Here is a 15269-nt window from a genome sequence, read left to right on the forward strand (position 1 = left end):
AGTGCCAATGCTTCAATACACTTGCGTTAGCACTCTCGGTGTGAGGTTGCTAACGAGTCTTGGATCTCAAGGAAAGCAGAGGTAGACCCGTGTCGGTTTCCATCAAGCCGCTCGAGGACCGCATCGTCATCAAGCAGGTCGAGGCCGAGCAGACCACCTCGAGTGGTCTCGTCATCCCCGACACCGCGAAGGAGAAGCCCCAGGAGGGCGAAGTCGTCGCGGTCGGCCCCGGCCGCATCGATGACAACGGCAACCGCGTTCCGCTCGACGTCGCCGTCGGTGACCGCGTCATCTACAGCAAGTACGGCGGGACCGAAGTGAAGTTCGGCGCCGAGGAGTACATTGTGCTCTCGGCTCGCGACGTGCTGGCGGTCGTCGTCCGCTGAGTCGACAACTCTTCGACGGGGCTCGGATGCTGCGGCATCCGGGCCCCGTCTTTTCGTGCGTGCGGCCGCTGGCGCCGCGGGTCCGTGCCTGGTCCTAGGCTGAACGGGTGACGCGCGAATCTGCTCCGGGGGATGGGAGCTCAGCGCCCTCGACGGGCGATGTCCCGGCATCCGGCGCGGCAGAGATCGCGGGAGCGGATGCCGCGCAGCTCGCCCAGGAAGCACCGGCGGATGCCGCGCGCGAGCGACTCGTCGGCGGCATCTTCGCGTTCTCGGCCTATTTCCTCTGGGGCTTCCTGCCGCTGTATTTCATCCTGCTCGCCCCGATCAGCGGCTGGGAGCTGGTCGGATGGCGCATCCTGCTCTCGCTCGTCTTCTGCATCTTCCTGCTCACCGTCATGCGGGCGTGGCGGCCGTTTCTCGCCATCGTGCGCCAACCGCGGCTGCTCGGCTGGACCGCCCTGGCGGGGGCGGTCATCTACGTCAACTGGCAGGTCTTCATCCTCGCCACCCTCTCGGGCCATGTCATCGAGACAAGCCTCGGGTACTTCATCAATCCGATCGCGACGGTGCTTCTTGGCGTCCTCGTGCTGCGCGAGCGACTTCGCCTGACGCAATGGGTTGCCATCGCGATCGCCGGTGTCGCCGTCATCGTCACGATCGTCGGCTACGGCACGGTGCCGTGGGTAGCTCTCACCCTCGCGGCATCCTTCAGCATCTACGGCCTGATCAAGAAGCGCATCGGCCCGTCGGTGGATGCCGTCAGCGGCCTCACCCTCGAGTCGGCCTGGCTCACGCCCCTTGCGATCGTGCTGCTGGTGGTCACGTCGCTCACGAGTGGTCTCACTGTCGGTGCCTACGGTGTGTGGCACGCCGTGCTGGTGAGCCTCGCGGGGGCCGCGACAGCCGTCCCGCTGCTGCTGTTCGCCGCCGGAGCGCGACGGGTGCCCCTGACCGTCGTCGGGCTGCTGCAGTTCATTGCGCCGATCATGCAGTTCATCACGGGCGCATGGATCCTCGGTGAACCGATGCCGCCCGAGCGCTGGGTCGGGTTCGCGCTGGTCTGGGTCGCGCTCGCCGTCCTCACCGTCGACTCGCTCGTCTTCGCGCGCCGCTCGCGCGGAGTCAGTGACGTCGCCGAATACAGCTGACCCCGCTGCCACGGCCGACTGCTTCGCAGCCGTTCCGTGCGCTGCGGCGCCGCTCGCGCGCCCTCACCACCGTTCCGCTGTCACAAACTGCCGCATCCGTCGCCGGTGAGCGACAGTCTGTGACAGTCGAAGGGCCCGAAGCGGTGCCCCGGCAGCGCGTCGGCGGGTGTCAGCGCACGAAGCGGGCGATGGCGGCGGAGGCCTCGCGGATCTTCTCCTCGGCCTGCTCGTCGCCCTGGCGCGCGGCATCCACGACACAGTGGCGCAGGTGATCTTCGAGAAGGCCGAGGGCGACCGACTCCAGCGCAGCCGTCGTGGCACTGATCTGCGTGAGGATGTCGATGCAGTACTTCTCGTCCTCGACCATCGAACGGATGCCGCGCGCCTGCCCCTCGATGCGCTTGAGACGGTTCAGATACCGCTGCTTGTCGCCGATGTACCCGTGGTGCGCCGCCGGGTCGTGAGCACTGTGGTCGGCATCCGTCGCCTCACCCTCGTGCGCGGTCGTCTCGAGAGTGTCGCTCATCGCGGGCTCCGTTCGTTCGTGCTTCTGCGTGACCCGACGACAGCCGGGTCGATGCTCTGAAAGCGGCGTAGTCGCAGGCTGTTACCGACGACGAAGACGCTGGATGCCGCCATCGCCGCCCCAGCGATCATGGGGTTCAGCAGCCCGAGCGCCGCGAGCGGGATCGCCGCGACGTTGTACGCGAACGCCCAGAAGAGGTTCCCACGGATCGTGCGCAGCGTCGCCCGCGACAGTCGGATCGCGTCCACCGCGCCCAGCAGATCCCCGCGAACGAGCGTGAGGTCCGAGGCCTCGATGGCGGCGTCCGTGCCCGTGCCCATCGCGATTCCGAGGTCGGCCTGCGCGAGCGCTGCGGCGTCATTGACACCATCGCCCACCATCGCCACGACCCGGCCGCGGGCCTGAAGTTGCTCGATCTGGGCAGACTTCTCGGCGGGCAGGACGCCCGCGATCACCTCACGGATGCCGACTTCATCGCCCACGCGCCGCGCCACCGCCTCGTGGTCGCCGGTGAGAAGAATCGGCTCCAGTCCGAGCGTGCGAAGCCGGGACACGGCATCCGCGCTGGATGCCTTCACCGAATCCGCGACGGTCAGGACTCCGCGAGCCTGCCCATCCCACGCCACGACGACCGCGGTCATCCCGTTTTCGCCGGCGCGCTCGACGGCTGCCGTGATCTCGGCATCCTGGCGCACCGACCAGTCGGCGAGCAGCCCGAGAGACCCGACCACCACGGCGCGACCGGCGACCCCCGTCGCGCCTCGCCCCGCAACCGACGAGAACGACTCGACCGCGGGAAGCCGATTCGCGGCCGTTGCATCGTCGGCCGCGACGGCGGAATCCGTGCCGTCCTCGGTACGCCGAGCTGCCGCCGCGATCGCCTGCGCGATGGGGTGCTCGGATGCCGACTCCACCGCGCCCGCCAGGCGCAGCACCTCGGCAGCATCCTCGCCCGGCGACGGGGCGACGTCCACGAGGGTCATCTGTCCCTCGGTGACGGTGCCGGTCTTGTCGAGCACGACAGTGTCGACGCGCCTCGTCGACTCCAGGATCTGTGGTCCTTTGATGAGGATGCCCAGCTGCGCGCCCCGACCGCTGCCGACCAGGAGCGCCGTCGGTGTTGCCAGCCCGAGAGCGCATGGGCAGGCGATGATCAGCACCGCGATCGCCGCGGTCAGCGCCATCGCCGTGCCGGCGCCGATCACCAGCCACGTGACCAGGGTGCCGGCCGCGATGACGATGACGATCGGGACGAACACGCCAGCTACCCGGTCGGCGAGCCGCTGCACCTCGGCCTTGCCCGCCTGGGCCTGCTCGACCAGACGCGCCATCTGCGCCAGCTGGGTCTGCTCGCCCACGCGGGTGGCGCGCACGACGAGGCGGCCGCCGACGTTGACTGTCGCGCCGATGACTGCGTCACCCTCGCGGACTTCGACCGGCACCGACTCTCCCGTGATCGTCGAGGTGTCGACCGCTGACGTTCCCGACACGACGACCCCGTCGGTTGCGATCCGCTCGCCGGGGCGCACCACGAACTCGTCGCCGACCCGCAGCTGGGACACGGGGACGCGCAGCTCGGTGCCATCGCGCAGCAGCGCGGCATCCTTGGCGCCGACCTCGAGCAGCGAGCGAACTGCCTGGCTCGCCCGCCGCTTCGCGCGCACCTCGAGGTAGCGCCCGAGCAGCAGGAACGTCGTGACCCCGGCCGCGACCTCCAGGTAGATCGTGTTCCCGGCCTCGCCCGGCTGTGCGATCCACGTGAAGCCGTGGGTCATGCCCGGCATGCCCGCTCCGCCGAGGAACAGTGCGTACAGCGACCAGAGGTAGGCCGCCGAGACTCCCATCGATACGAGAGTGTCCATCGTCACGGCGCCATGACGAAGGTTGATCGCTGTCGCTCGGTGGAACGGCCACGCCGCCCACACCACGACGGGTGATGCCAGCGCCAGCGATGCCCACTGCCAGGAGGTGAACTGCAGCGCGGGGATCATCGCGAGCAGGATCACGGGAACCGAGAGCACCGCGGCACCGATGAGTCGCTGCCGCAACGATGCCAGTTCGGGATCAGCGGCCGTCGACGGGTCGGCGGGCTCCGCGGCCGGCGGCGCGGGCACGGTAGCCGTGTACCCGGTGCGTTCGACCTCGGCGATCAGGGCCGCCGCGTCGGTGCCGCTTCCGCCCGTCGTCTCTGCCGTGGCGTCGTCATCGATGCGGACGACGGCCTTCTCCGTGGCGTAGTTGACGGATGCCGACACTCCCGGCATCCGGTTCAGGCGCTTCTCGATGCGCGCGGCGCAGGAGGCGCACGTCATCCCGCCGATCTGGAGCTCGATCGGCGCAGGGTGGCTTCCCCGAGCGGTGCGGCTGTGGTCACCGTCGCGCGGCCTGATAGCCGGCCTCGTCGACGGCGCTGAACACGGCATCGTCGTCGAGGTTCTCGGCAGTGACGGTCAGCAGGCCCGTCGACGCGCTGACCTCGATGGCAGAGACACCGGGGATGCGGGAGACCTCATCGCGCACGGCGTGCTCGCAGTGACCGCAGGTCATTCCGGTGACGAGGTACTCGTGGTGTGCCATGGCGGTTCTCCTCCGTGTGCGTGAGCCGAATCTATACCCCCAAGGGGTATACGCCTCAACGATACGCCCACGCGCGCTCTTCCGCACCGCCGGTCACGACGGATCCGGGCGCCAGGTAACGATTCGACAGCGTTACACATCGTTAACGCACCGCAACACACGCGAGACCAGTCCACGGATAGGTTATTGGCACTATGCGGGCTCTTGACGGACCCGCATCCATCCACAGCAAGGAGCATCATGGGCGTCTTCACACCATCCCGCGCAGGCTCGATCCTCGGCGGTATCGCCGTCGTCGGTGTCAGCGCGGTCTTCCTGGCGGGCTGCGCCGGCGACTCCGGTGGCGGGAGCGGTACCACTGACCCGTCCGAGTCCCTCGACCTCAAGATCGGCACTGCGCTGCCTGTCACGGGCAACCTGGCCTTCCTCGGCCCGCCGGAAATCGCGGGTACCGAGTACGCCGCTTCGGAGGTCAACGCGGCAAACGCCGGCGTGACCATCGAGATGATCCAGGGTGACTCGGGCGACACCGACAACAAGGCCTACGAGACCGAGATCCCGCGTCTTCTCAACGAGGGAGTCTCCGCGATCATCGGTGCTGCCTCGTCGGGTACCTCCCTGCAGTTCATCGACCAGGTCGTCGGCGCCGGTGTCATCCAGTTCTCGCCCGCCAACACGTCGGCGGCGTTCACGACCTACGACGACAACGGTCTGTACTTCCGCACCGCCCCTTCCGACACCCTGCAGGGTGAAGTGCTCGGCAACCTGATCGCCGAGTCGGGCGCGCAGACCCTGGGCATGATCGTCCTCAACGACTCGTACGGCACCGGCCTGGCGGGCTTCGTGAAGGATGCGTTCGAAGCTGCGGGTGGCACGGTCGTTGCCGAGCCCACCTACAACACGGGTGACACGAACTTCTCGGCTCAGATCTCGGAGGTCGTCGCCGCCAACCCCGACGCGATCGCCCTGATCACGTTCGAAGAGGTCAAGACGATGCTCCCCGAGCTGTTCGCCGCAGGCGTGCCCGCCGACAAGCTGTACTTCGTCGACGGCAACCTCGCCAACTTCGGCAGCAACGGCATCGACGTGGGCGGTTCGCTCGAGGGCGCCAAGGGAACTCTCCCCGGCCTGTCGATCGACGCGATCACGGACTTCACCTCCTCGCTCCAGACCTTCTGGACCGACGAGGGCAACGACGAGCTGACGGAGTTCAGCTACGCCGCAGAGTCCTACGACGCGGTCGTCCTGCTCGCCCTGGCATCCCTGGCCGCCGGCTCGACCGACGGCGCGGCGATTGCCGACAAGCTGCAGGAAGTCTCGGGCGGTTCCGGTGACGGCACCACCTGCACCTCGTTCGCCGAGTGCGCCGAGATCATCAACAGCGGTGGCGTCGCCGACTACGACGGTATCTCGGGCAAGATCACGTTCGATGACGTGGGCGACCCGACCGACGCGTCGATCGGCATCTACCAGTACACGGCCGACAACGACTACGTCGCGTACCAGTAAGCCTCACGGCTAGCGAGCGGGGCTCCGACCTTCGGGTCGGGGCCCCGCTCCCGCGTGGTGCAGCATCCCACCCCGCCCGCGACCATCCGTCCCGCCCGCGACATCCGTCCCGCCTGTGGCATCCGTCCCGCCCGCGAGATCCGCCCTGCCTGTGGCTAACTCAGCAAAGCTGGGTCAGCCGGAGCAGTCGGGCAGGCGAGCGGAGCCGAAATCGGGTCGATTGTGAGGAGTTAGCGGCACCCTCGCGACGGCGAGTGTGCGTTGCTGGGCCGCGACTGTGGTGTCGCATCCGTCCCGGAAGCCGTACGCGAGGGTCGCAACACGCCGCAGCGATCAACGTCTGCACGGCATGTTGCGACCCCTCGCGTGAGGCGTCGGGCCTGCAGGCCTTAGCCTTGATCCACCGATGAGCCGTGGGGTTGAGCGGGCGCGGTGACGCAGAAATGCCCCTCTGATCAGGAAGAATAGTGATTGTCTAGACCGCTGTTCGACCGATCCGAGAGGCATCTCGTAGGTGCAATTCAAGCATGCTCCCGCTGCTGTGTCAGCGATGTTCGATGATCCGAATCTCGTGTCGGCCGCGGGTCTGGTCCCGATGCTCCGCCTCGCCCGTTCCGTGGGCCTCGACGAGCTCGCGCAGTCGAGGTTGAGCGTCCCGACGGACAGGGGCGCGAACGCCGGGTCGAAGGTGATGGCGCTGGTGGCGGGGATGCTCGCCGGTGCGGACTCGATCGACGACATGAACCTGCTCCGTCACGGCGGGATGGGGCGATTGTTCGATCGGACGTATGCGCCGTCGACGTTGGGCTCGTTCCTGCGCGAGTTCCGTTTCGGGCATGTCCGCCAGCTCGATGCCGTCGCTTCCCGGACTCTGGTGAACCTCGCCTCGGCCGCACCGCTGCTGCAGGTTCGGGGCGGTGAGCGGGTGATGGTGGATCTGGACGACACGATCGTCGAGGTCCACGGATACAAGAAGCAGGGCGCCTCGTTCGGGTACTCCGGCGTCCGCGGACTCAACGCACTCCTTGCGACGGCGTCGACGACCTCGTCAGCACCGGTGATCCTGGGTCAGCGGCTCCGGCAGGGGAAGACCGGCTCCCCGAAAGGCGCCGCCAGGATCGTCGGTGACGTCCTCGCAACCCTCCGCCGCATGAACATCGGGAGCAGTGTCCGGCCGCTGCTGCGGGCCGACTCCGCGTTCTATGGGCACGGCACCGTTGGCACCGCGATCAAGTCCGGCGCGGACGTATCTGTCACGGTCCGGATGGACCCTGCGGTGAAGACAGCGATCTCGTCGATCCCCGAGGACGGGTGGGAGACGATCGAGTATCCGAACGCGATCCGTGACGAGGCCACCGGGCGGTGGATCTCGAAAGCCGAAGTCGCCGAAGTGCCCTTCGTCGCGTTCCGCTCCCGGAAGATCGCCGAACGGGTCGAAGGACGTCTCGTGGTGCGGCGCATCCCGGACCTGAACCCGAACAAGGTGGAGCAGCCGACCTTGTTCGACGTCTACCGGCACCACGCGTTCTTCACCACCACCGACAAGCAGACGATGGGCACCGTCGCGGCGGACAAGACCCACCGTGCCCACGCGATCATCGAACAGGTCCACGCCGATCTGAAGGGCGGACCGCTCGCTCACCTTCCGTCCGGGGTGTTCACCGCGAACAGCGCCTGGCTCGTGCTCGCGGTGATCGCGTTCAACCTCACCCGCACCGCCGGACTCATCTCCGACCGCGCCGGGCGGCTCGCCAGAGCGACAACCGCGACGATCCGCCGCACCCTCATCACTGTCCCGGCACGCCTCGCACGATCCGCCCGGCGCATCACCATGCACCTGCCCGCGGCCTGGCCCTGGCAGGCCGCGTTCGATCGCCTGTTCACGGCCACCCACGCCCCACCACACGTCAGCACGAACTGACCACCGCCGCGACGACGGCCCGACCGAGAACACAGTGGACGACCGGGATGCGACGCCCGGAACACAACCCTGCCCGCGGCCGGTCAAAGCCGCATCCATCAAGTCGAGCCCCTCGCCCAAGGCTCATCGGTGGATCGAGGCTTAGGCGCCGAGGGTGCCGAGGTAGAGGCCGATGACCTTCGGGTCGTTCAGCAGTTCGCGGCCGGTGCCGGTGTAGGCATCCTTGCCCTGGTCCAGCACGTAGCCACGATCGCAGATCTGCAGGCAGCGACGGGCGTTCTGCTCGACCATGATCGTGGTCACGCCCGCCTTGTTGATCTCCGAGACCCGGAGGAACGCGTCATCCTGCCGGGCGGGCGACAGGCCAGCCGACGGTTCGTCGAGCAGGATGACAGCCGGGTCCATCATGAGTGCGCGGCTCATCGCCACCATCTGCCGTTCGCCACCCGACAGCGAGCCCGCCCGCTGGTTCAGTCGCTTGCCGAGCTCGGTGAAGATGCCGGTGACGAAATCCAGACGCTCGGTGTAGAGCTTGGGGCGCTGGAACAGCCCCATCTGCAGGTTCTCCGCGATCGTGAGGCTCGGGAAGACGTTGTTGTTCTGCGGCACGAACCCGACGCCCTTGGCGACGAGCTTGTTGGCCCGCAGGCCCGTGATCTTCTCACCGTTGAGCGAGATGTCGCCCTGTCGCACCTTGACCTGACCGAAGATCGCCTTCAGCAGCGTGGACTTGCCGGCACCGTTGGGGCCGATGATGCCGATCAGTTCGCCATCCCAGGCGGTCAGGGTCGCGCCGTTGAGGATGTTGACCCCGGGCAGATACCCCGCGTGGACCTCGTCGACCAGGACGACCGGCGTTCCCTCGCGGACGGGGGGACGCTCGTCGGTGGCGGCTGCATCGGTCATGACTTCTCCGTCCCGGTGCCCGCGCCCGGTTCCTGCGTCTTTTCGGGGCGGCATCCGACTGCTGGTGGTGCGACTTCTCGTGTGACTTCTCGATGGCCTCGTCGAACTCCTGCGCTTCGCGCTGCAACTCGATGGCCGCGGTGTTGAGCTCGCCGGGGACGCGCCCGGTGACAACGCCCAGGTCGACATCCTGATGCGACCCGAGATAGGCATCGATCACCGCAGGGTTCTGCATGACGGTATCGGGTGGGCCCTCGGCGACGATCTTGCCCTCGGCCATCACGACGACCCAGTCGGCGATGTGACGGACCATGTGCATGTCGTGCTCGACGAACAGCACCGTCATCCCCTCGTCCTTGAGGTCAAGGATGTGATCCAGCAGTGACTGCGTGAGGGCCGGGTTCACACCGGCCATCGGCTCATCGAGCATGACGAACTGCGGCGAGCTCATGAGGGCACGGGCCATCTCGAGGAGCTTTCGCTGCCCGCCCGACAGGCTCGCGGCGAAGTCGGTCTCTTTCGTATCGAGCTTGAACTTCTTCAACAGCACGCGCGCGCGCTCTTCGATCTCGACATCCTGCTTACGCCACAGGAACGGGAACAGCGATGAGAAGAAGCTCTCGCCGCGCTGACCCGTTGCGCCGAGCTTCATGTTCTCGAGCACCGTCAGCAGGCCCAGAGCCTTCGTCAGCTGGAAGGTGCGCACCGCGCCCATTCGCGACACCTTGAACGCCGGGACTCCCGCGAGCGCCGTCCCGTCGAAGGTCCACGATCCCTCATCCGGCTTGTCGAATCCGGTCAGCAGGTTGAAGAACGTCGTCTTGCCGGCGCCGTTGGGGCCGATGAGCGCGGTGATGGCGTTCCGGGGGATCTCGAGGTGCTCGACATCCACGGCGGTGAGCCCGCCGAATGTGCGCTTGACGCCGTCGGCGATGATGATCGGGTCGACCTTCGCGACGCCGGGCCGGATCTCGACATCGGCGTCGCCGACAACATGGAGTCCGGTTGTCTTGGGGCGCGCTTCCGGCGCCAGCGGCTCATCGGACAAAGCTCAACTCCTTCTTGTTCCCGAGGATCCCCTGCGGGCGGAAGATGATCAGCAGCATGAGCGCGACCCCGATGAGGACGAACACCGACTGCTGCGCCTGCTCGCGAGACAGGAAGGGCAAGAGCCCGGCATCCACCAGGGCGGGCAACAGGTTCGACAGGAACGCGCGCACGACCCAGAACAGCACGGCGCCGAGCACCGGACCGAAGATCGTTGCGGCACCGCCGAGCAGCAGGGCCGTCCAGATGAAGAACGTCTGCGACGTCACATAGACGTTGGGGTTCACGTTCGTCCCCATCGCCGTGACGATGCCGCCGGCCGCGATGATCACACCGCCGATCACGAGGGCCTGCATCTTGAACGAGAACACGTTCTTACCCAGCGACCGCACGGCATCCTCGTCTTCACGGATGCCCTTGATGACGCGGCCCCAGGGGCTGCGCATCAGCGACCAGGTGAAGAGGACAGCCACCGCGGTCAGGGCCACGCCGATGATGATTACCCACCACTGGTCGCTCGTGTAGATCCACGGACCGAAGCCGTAGGTGCCCTCCGGCAGCGGGTTCGCAGCCCGGAACTCGGCTTGGAAGCCGAACAGTCCGTCAGCCGACCCCGTGACGTCCTTATAGGCGGTCGAGAGGAAGAGCAGCCGCACGACCTCGGCGGCGGCGATCGTCACGATCGCGAGGTAGTCGCCGCGAAGCCGCAGCGTCGGGATGCCGAGAATCAACGCGAAGACGGCGGCGAGAACGAATCCGACGAGCGCGGCTGCCCACCACGGCAGCCCGAACGTCAGGATCGAGATCGCGAAGCCGTAGGCGCCGACCGCCATAAAACCGGCGACACCCATGTTCAGCAGGCCCGCGAACCCGAAGTGGATCGACAGGCCGATCGCCGCGAGCGCGAAGCCGAGGGTCGTGGGGCTGAGAATCTGGCTCAGCGTGTTGTTCAGAATCTGACCGAAGTCCATCGTCGTACCCCCTTCAGCCCACTCGCTCTTTTCGACCGAGGATGCCCTGCGGTCGGAAGAGGAGAATCAGGATCAGCACGACCAGCGCGCCCACGTACTTGAGATCGTCGGGGACCCCGAACAGGCTCGTTGTCTCGACGAGGATGCCGACGATGAGTGAGCCCACGAGCGCCCCGAGCGCGGTGCCGAGACCGCCGAGGACCACGGCGGCAAACAGCAGCAGCAGGATGCTGGTTCCCATGTCCCACTTGATGCCGGGGCGGAAGTAGGCCCAGAGGACTCCGGACAGGCCAGCGAGGGCTGCCGCGAGGATCCACACGATCCGCACGATCGCGTCGACGTCGATTCCGGATGCCGCCGCAAGCGACGGGTTGTCGGAGACCGCGCGGGTTGCGCGCCCGATCCGGCTGCGGGTGAGCCACAGCGCGAAGATGATGATCACGACGACCGAGATCAGCATGCTGACGAGGTCCATCCAGGTCAGCACGATCGAGCCGGGCAGCGGGATGACGCCCGACAGCGGATTCGGCAGCTGCAGCGTGCCGCCGCCGACGAACATCTGGAAGACGTAGCGGAGGGCCAGCGAGAGTCCGATCGACACGATCATCAGCTGCACGACGCCGAGGCCTTTTCGGCGCAGGGGGCGCCAGAGCCCGGCATCCATCGCGTACCCGAACGCTCCCGAGACGATCACCGCCAACGGGACGGCGATCAGCAGCGGCAGACTCAACCCCACGGCGAACAGCAGTGCTATCAGCGCACCGAAAGTCACCATCTCACCGTGCGCGAAGTTCGAGATCCCCGTCGTCCCATAGACCAGCGAGAGGCCGATCGCGGCGAGGGCGAGCATCAGACCGAAGTTGACGCCGTTGACCAGACGCTCCACGAGCTGGTCGAAGAAGCTCGTCGTGTTGCGTTCGCCTTCGCCGATGAAGAAGTTCGTCGTCACGCGCCCCCGGGGCCGACCGTGACCTCGCGGACATTGGGAGAGGTGTCTTCGCCGGTCTCGTCGATCACGGCGATCCCCTCGGGGAGGGTGTCTTCGTTGAGCGTCACGGTGTAGTCAGCGTTGCGCTCGGGCACCCCGACCGACCACTGCCCACCGGCATCCGTTTCGACCGCCTGTTCGCCACCGGGGCCGTCCACGATCAGCTCAACACCCTCGAGCGGTTCACCCTCGAGCTGCACGTTGCCGCTGATGCGGTAGGGATCATCGTCGGCGGCGTGGGCCGCGGTTGGCAGGGCGAGGAGGCCGAGGACGGTCAGCGACAACGCGAGAAACGCGCCGAGGCGATTCCGCGTCGTCCTGGCTGGGGCATTCGGATGTGGCACTCAGACCTCCCGGACGGCAACGGCCGAGGAAGTCGCTTCGACCGTGATAGACGACCGTACGAGCGTATTGTGTCCACGGTGTTTCCGGGGATATTCGACTGAGAACGATCCCAATCCGTTGTGAATCCGGTTGCCGGGCGCTACCGGGAATGCGCGCGGTCGCGCGAACGTAGAATTCTCTATAAGGCCCGCCGTCCCCAGGAGAAGCATGGACACTCACGACCCGTTCGGATTCGTCGGACTCACCTATGACGACGTGCTTCTGTTGCCCGGTCATACCGACGTCATCCCGAGCGAGGCCGATACGTCCTCCCGCGTGACGCGCCGCATCACGGTGGCGATTCCGCTCATCTCCAGCGCGATGGATACCGTCACCGAGGCGCGGTTGGCGATCGCGGTCGCCCGGGAGGGTGGCCTCGGCATCCTGCACCGGAACCTCTCGATCGAAGATCAAGCCGCGCAGGTCGACCGCGTCAAGCGCAGCGAATCGGGGATGATTTCCGATCCGGTCACCACGACGCCGGACGCCACGATCGAAGAGGTCGACGCGATGTGCGCGACCTACCGCATCTCCGGACTCCCGGTCATCGACGACGAGGGCGTGCTCGTGGGCATCGTCACGAACCGTGACATGCGCTTCGTGTCGGGCTTCGAGCGCAAGACGACCCTCGTCAAGGACGTCATGACCAGCGAGGGCCTCATCACCGCGCCTGTCGGCATCGGCGCGAACGACGTCATCGCGACCTTCGCCAAGCACCGTGTCGAGAAGCTGCCGCTCATCGATGACAACGGCAAGCTCGCCGGCCTGATCACCATCAAGGACTTCGACAAGAGCGAGAAGTATCCGCTCGCAACAAAGGACGAGCACGGGCGCCTCCGCGTGGGGCGGCGATCGGTTTCTTCGGCGACGCGTGGGAGCGGGCCGAGGCGCTGCGCGATGTCGGTGTCGATGTGCTGGTCGTCGACACGGCGAACGGGCAGTCGGCCGGCGTGATCGACATCGTGCGGCGACTGAAGGCCGACCCCTCGTTCGCTGGCATCGACATCATCGGCGGCAACGTCGCGACCCGCGAGGGCGCGCAGGCGCTCATCGACGCGGGGGTGGATGCCGTCAAGGTCGGCGTCGGTCCGGGCTCGATCTGCACGACGCGCATCGTCGCCGGTGTCGGGGTTCCCCAGGTCACCGCGATCTACGAGGCCTTCCAGGCCGCGCGCGAGGCCGGGGTGCCGGTCATCGCCGACGGCGGGCTGCAGTACTCCGGCGACATCGCCAAGGCGCTGGTCGCGGGCGCCGACTCGGTCATGATCGGCTCGCTCTTCGCCGGCACCGATGAGGCCCCGGGCGAGATCGTCTTCCAGGGCGGCAAGCAGTTCAAGCAGTATCGGGGCATGGGGTCGCTCGGCGCGCTGCAGACCCGCGGCAAGAAGACCTCGTACTCGAAGGACCGGTACTTCCAGGCTGACGTCCCGACCGACGACAAGCTCATCCCCGAGGGGATCGAGGGGCAGGTCGCCTACCGTGGCCCGCTCGCGGCTGTCGCCTACCAGCTCGTGGGCGGCCTGCGGCAGTCCATGTTCTACGTCGGTGCCCGCACGGTCGAGGAACTCAAGGCCAAGGGCAAGTTCGTGCGCATCACCTCGGCGGGGCTCAAAGAGTCCCACCCGCACGACGTGCAGATCGTCGTCGAGGCCCCGAACTACAAGCGCTGACGCGCGTTTGGGCTGCCCCGGTCCGGGGCGGCGCTCGCGGCATCCGTCTCGCGCGAGGTTCGCAGAATCGCGCGAGGTTCGCAGGATTCTGGCGTCATTCTGCGCAGTACGTGCAGTTGTGCGAGGTTGGCGAGCCCGTGTCAGGGTGCCGGCGCCTCCTCCCCAGTGTGACGTGGGGATTCGGTTCGAACAGACAGGATGCCGACGCCTGCCATGCCCGCGGCGCGGCAGGAAACTGCTGGGATGGAGCTCGTCGAGTGGCTGGCGCAGCGGGAGGGTATCGCGCATCGCGCCGACATCTTGCGCGCCGGCTACAGGGTCGCTGAGATGCGCCGTTTCGTGCGCGACAGGCGGGCACGTGTCATCCGTCGTGCGTGGGTGACGCTCCCGGATGCCGCGCCCGATCTCGTCCTCGCCGCCAGTGCGGGCGGGCGGATCTCGTGCCTCTCCCTTGCGAGGCGGAGGGGGTGGTGGATGCCGCCGGACCTCGACCCGCATCCTCATCTGCATCTGATTCCGGGCTCCGGGTCGGCGCGCTTGCCCGCCGGATGGCGTGGTCGCGTGCACTGGACGACACCTCTCGCGCCGCAGGAACGCGGGCTCACCGCGACGGTCGAGGACGCCCTGCTTCACATCTCCGGATGCGCGCCCCACGACGCGGCACTTGCGCTGTGGGAGTCGGCGATTCGCGTCGAGGGCTTTGCTCCCGAGGCGGTGAGGCGCGTCGGGTGGACCTCGCGGGCCGCCCGTGAGCTGGCAGATGAGGTGGTCGGGCTCTCCGACTCTGGGCTCGAGACTCTCGTCGTTCTGCCACTGCGCCGCTGGGGTGTGCCGGTCGTGCAACAGGCAAGGGTCGGCGGCAGGTTCGTCGACCTCCTCGTCGGCGAACGGCTCGTGCTGCAGATCGACGGTTTCGCGCACCACGCCTCGAGCGCCCAGCGCACCAAAGACATCGCCCACGACGCGGAGCTCACGCTTCGCGGCTATACGGTGCTGCGCCTGAGCTACGCCCAGATCGTCTACGACTGGCCCGCGGTCGAGCGCCGCATCCGCAGCGCCCTCGCCGCTCGCCTGCACCTCGCCTCCTGACGTCCTGCCGCGCCCCTCCCACCCGCGCCCCTCCCGCGCCGCGCCCGTCCCGCGTGCCGTGCGCATCCTGTCCTGCCGCGCGCCCTCCCGCGCCTCTCAGGCCCTCAGAACTGCGCGAAGTTCGCAGGATGCCGGGCCAATCGT

General features: G+C 67.5%; 12 protein-coding genes and 2 pseudogenes. 6 read left to right on the forward strand and 8 right to left on the reverse strand.

What is annotated here, in order from left to right; all coding sequences use genetic code 11:
• The first annotated feature begins 89 nt into the window (after positions 1-89).
• Together groES and rarD are read left to right on the forward strand one after the other, a co-directional pair.
• A complete protein-coding gene (gene groES, locus IT882_RS02735; protein WP_195693069.1) occupies positions 90-386 on the forward strand; it encodes a co-chaperone GroES in 297 nt (98 codons plus the stop codon).
• A gap of 185 nt (positions 387-571) precedes the next feature.
• Positions 572-1537, forward strand: coding sequence for an EamA family transporter RarD (rarD, locus tag IT882_RS02740; protein ID WP_195694031.1), 966 nt, complete (start codon positions 572-574; stop codon positions 1535-1537).
• A gap of 169 nt (positions 1538-1706) precedes the next feature.
• On the opposite strand, the gene IT882_RS02745 is transcribed toward rarD, so the two are convergent.
• From IT882_RS02745 to IT882_RS02755, 3 genes are read right to left on the reverse strand one after another with little or no spacing between them, the layout of a single operon-like run.
• A complete protein-coding gene (locus tag IT882_RS02745) occupies positions 1707-2063 on the reverse strand; it encodes a metal-sensitive transcriptional regulator (RefSeq protein WP_195693070.1) in 357 nt (118 codons plus the stop codon).
• Positions 2060-4375, reverse strand: coding sequence for a heavy metal translocating P-type ATPase (locus IT882_RS02750; RefSeq protein WP_229382262.1), 2316 nt, complete (start codon positions 4373-4375; stop codon positions 2060-2062). The genes IT882_RS02745 and IT882_RS02750 overlap by 4 nt, the downstream gene beginning before the upstream one ends.
• A 58-nt stretch (positions 4376-4433) precedes the next feature.
• Positions 4434-4640 (reverse strand): heavy-metal-associated domain-containing protein, encoded by a 207-nt coding sequence (locus tag IT882_RS02755; protein WP_195693072.1) that lies wholly within the window; start codon positions 4638-4640, stop codon positions 4434-4436.
• A gap of 240 nt (positions 4641-4880) precedes the next feature.
• Here IT882_RS02755 and IT882_RS02760 point away from each other — a divergent pair, with 240 nt between their 5' ends.
• A complete protein-coding gene (locus IT882_RS02760; RefSeq protein WP_195693073.1) occupies positions 4881-6149 on the forward strand; it encodes an ABC transporter substrate-binding protein in 1269 nt (422 codons plus the stop codon).
• Positions 6150-6663: 514 nt separating this feature from the next.
• The gene (locus IT882_RS02765) at positions 6664-8070 is read left to right on the forward strand and encodes an IS1380 family transposase (protein ID WP_195692261.1); all 1407 of its coding nucleotides are present in this window, start codon (positions 6664-6666) and stop codon (positions 8068-8070) included.
• A gap of 141 nt (positions 8071-8211) precedes the next feature.
• Here the strand turns inward: IT882_RS02765 and IT882_RS02770 are convergent, their stop codons facing one another.
• The 5 genes and pseudogenes from IT882_RS02770 to IT882_RS16230 all read right to left on the reverse strand — a co-directional run bounded on the left by IT882_RS02770 (position 8212) and on the right by IT882_RS16230 (position 12326).
• Positions 8212-8976 (reverse strand): ABC transporter ATP-binding protein, encoded by a 765-nt coding sequence (locus tag IT882_RS02770; RefSeq protein WP_195693074.1) that lies wholly within the window; start codon positions 8974-8976, stop codon positions 8212-8214.
• Positions 8977-9138: 162 nt separating this feature from the next.
• A pseudogene (locus IT882_RS02775) lies at positions 9139-9946 on the reverse strand (ABC transporter ATP-binding protein); the annotation flags it as partial.
• A gap of 67 nt (positions 9947-10013) precedes the next feature.
• Positions 10014-10994 carry a branched-chain amino acid ABC transporter permease gene (locus tag IT882_RS02780; RefSeq protein ID WP_195693075.1) on the reverse strand — a complete coding sequence of 327 codons (981 nt, stop codon included), beginning with the start codon at positions 10992-10994 and terminating at the stop codon, positions 10014-10016.
• Between the two features lie 13 nt (positions 10995-11007).
• Positions 11008-11943: a branched-chain amino acid ABC transporter permease gene (locus IT882_RS02785; RefSeq protein WP_229382263.1), complete on the reverse strand. Its 936-nt coding sequence runs from the start codon at positions 11941-11943 to the stop codon at positions 11008-11010.
• Positions 11940-12326 (reverse strand): hypothetical protein, encoded by a 387-nt coding sequence (locus IT882_RS16230; RefSeq protein WP_229382264.1) that lies wholly within the window; start codon positions 12324-12326, stop codon positions 11940-11942. The genes IT882_RS02785 and IT882_RS16230 overlap by 4 nt, the downstream gene beginning before the upstream one ends.
• A 208-nt stretch (positions 12327-12534) precedes the next feature.
• On the opposite strand from IT882_RS16230, the pseudogene guaB reads away from it, so the two are divergent.
• Positions 12535-14036: pseudogene (guaB, locus tag IT882_RS02790) on the forward strand (IMP dehydrogenase).
• Positions 14037-14279: 243 nt separating this feature from the next.
• A complete protein-coding gene (locus IT882_RS02795; protein ID WP_195693076.1) occupies positions 14280-15125 on the forward strand; it encodes an endonuclease domain-containing protein in 846 nt (281 codons plus the stop codon).
• Positions 15126-15269 lie beyond the last annotated feature (144 nt).

Origin of the sequence: Microbacterium schleiferi, from assembly GCF_015565955.1 — a bacterium.
Taxonomy (GTDB): domain Bacteria; phylum Actinomycetota; class Actinomycetes; order Actinomycetales; family Microbacteriaceae; genus Microbacterium; species Microbacterium schleiferi_A.

Bases quoted from the DNA above. Each gene is read 5' to 3' on its own strand.
- IT882_RS02745 (WP_195693070.1), bottom strand. From the start codon at position 2,063: ATGAGCGACACTCTCGAGACGACCGCGCACGAGGGTGAGGCGACGGAT.
- IT882_RS02760 (WP_195693073.1), top strand. From the start codon at position 4,881: ATGGGCGTCTTCACACCATCCCGCGCAGGCTCGATCCTCGGCGGTATC.
- IT882_RS02750 (WP_229382262.1), bottom strand. From the start codon at position 4,375: ATGACGTGCGCCTCCTGCGCCGCGCGCATCGAGAAGCGCCTGAACCGG.
- IT882_RS02795 (WP_195693076.1), top strand. From the start codon at position 14,280: ATGGAGCTCGTCGAGTGGCTGGCGCAGCGGGAGGGTATCGCGCATCGC.
- IT882_RS02770 (WP_195693074.1), bottom strand. From the start codon at position 8,976: ATGACCGATGCAGCCGCCACCGACGAGCGTCCCCCCGTCCGCGAGGGA.
- IT882_RS02780 (WP_195693075.1), bottom strand. From the start codon at position 10,994: ATGGACTTCGGTCAGATTCTGAACAACACGCTGAGCCAGATTCTCAGC.
- IT882_RS02755 (WP_195693072.1), bottom strand. From the start codon at position 4,640: ATGGCACACCACGAGTACCTCGTCACCGGAATGACCTGCGGTCACTGC.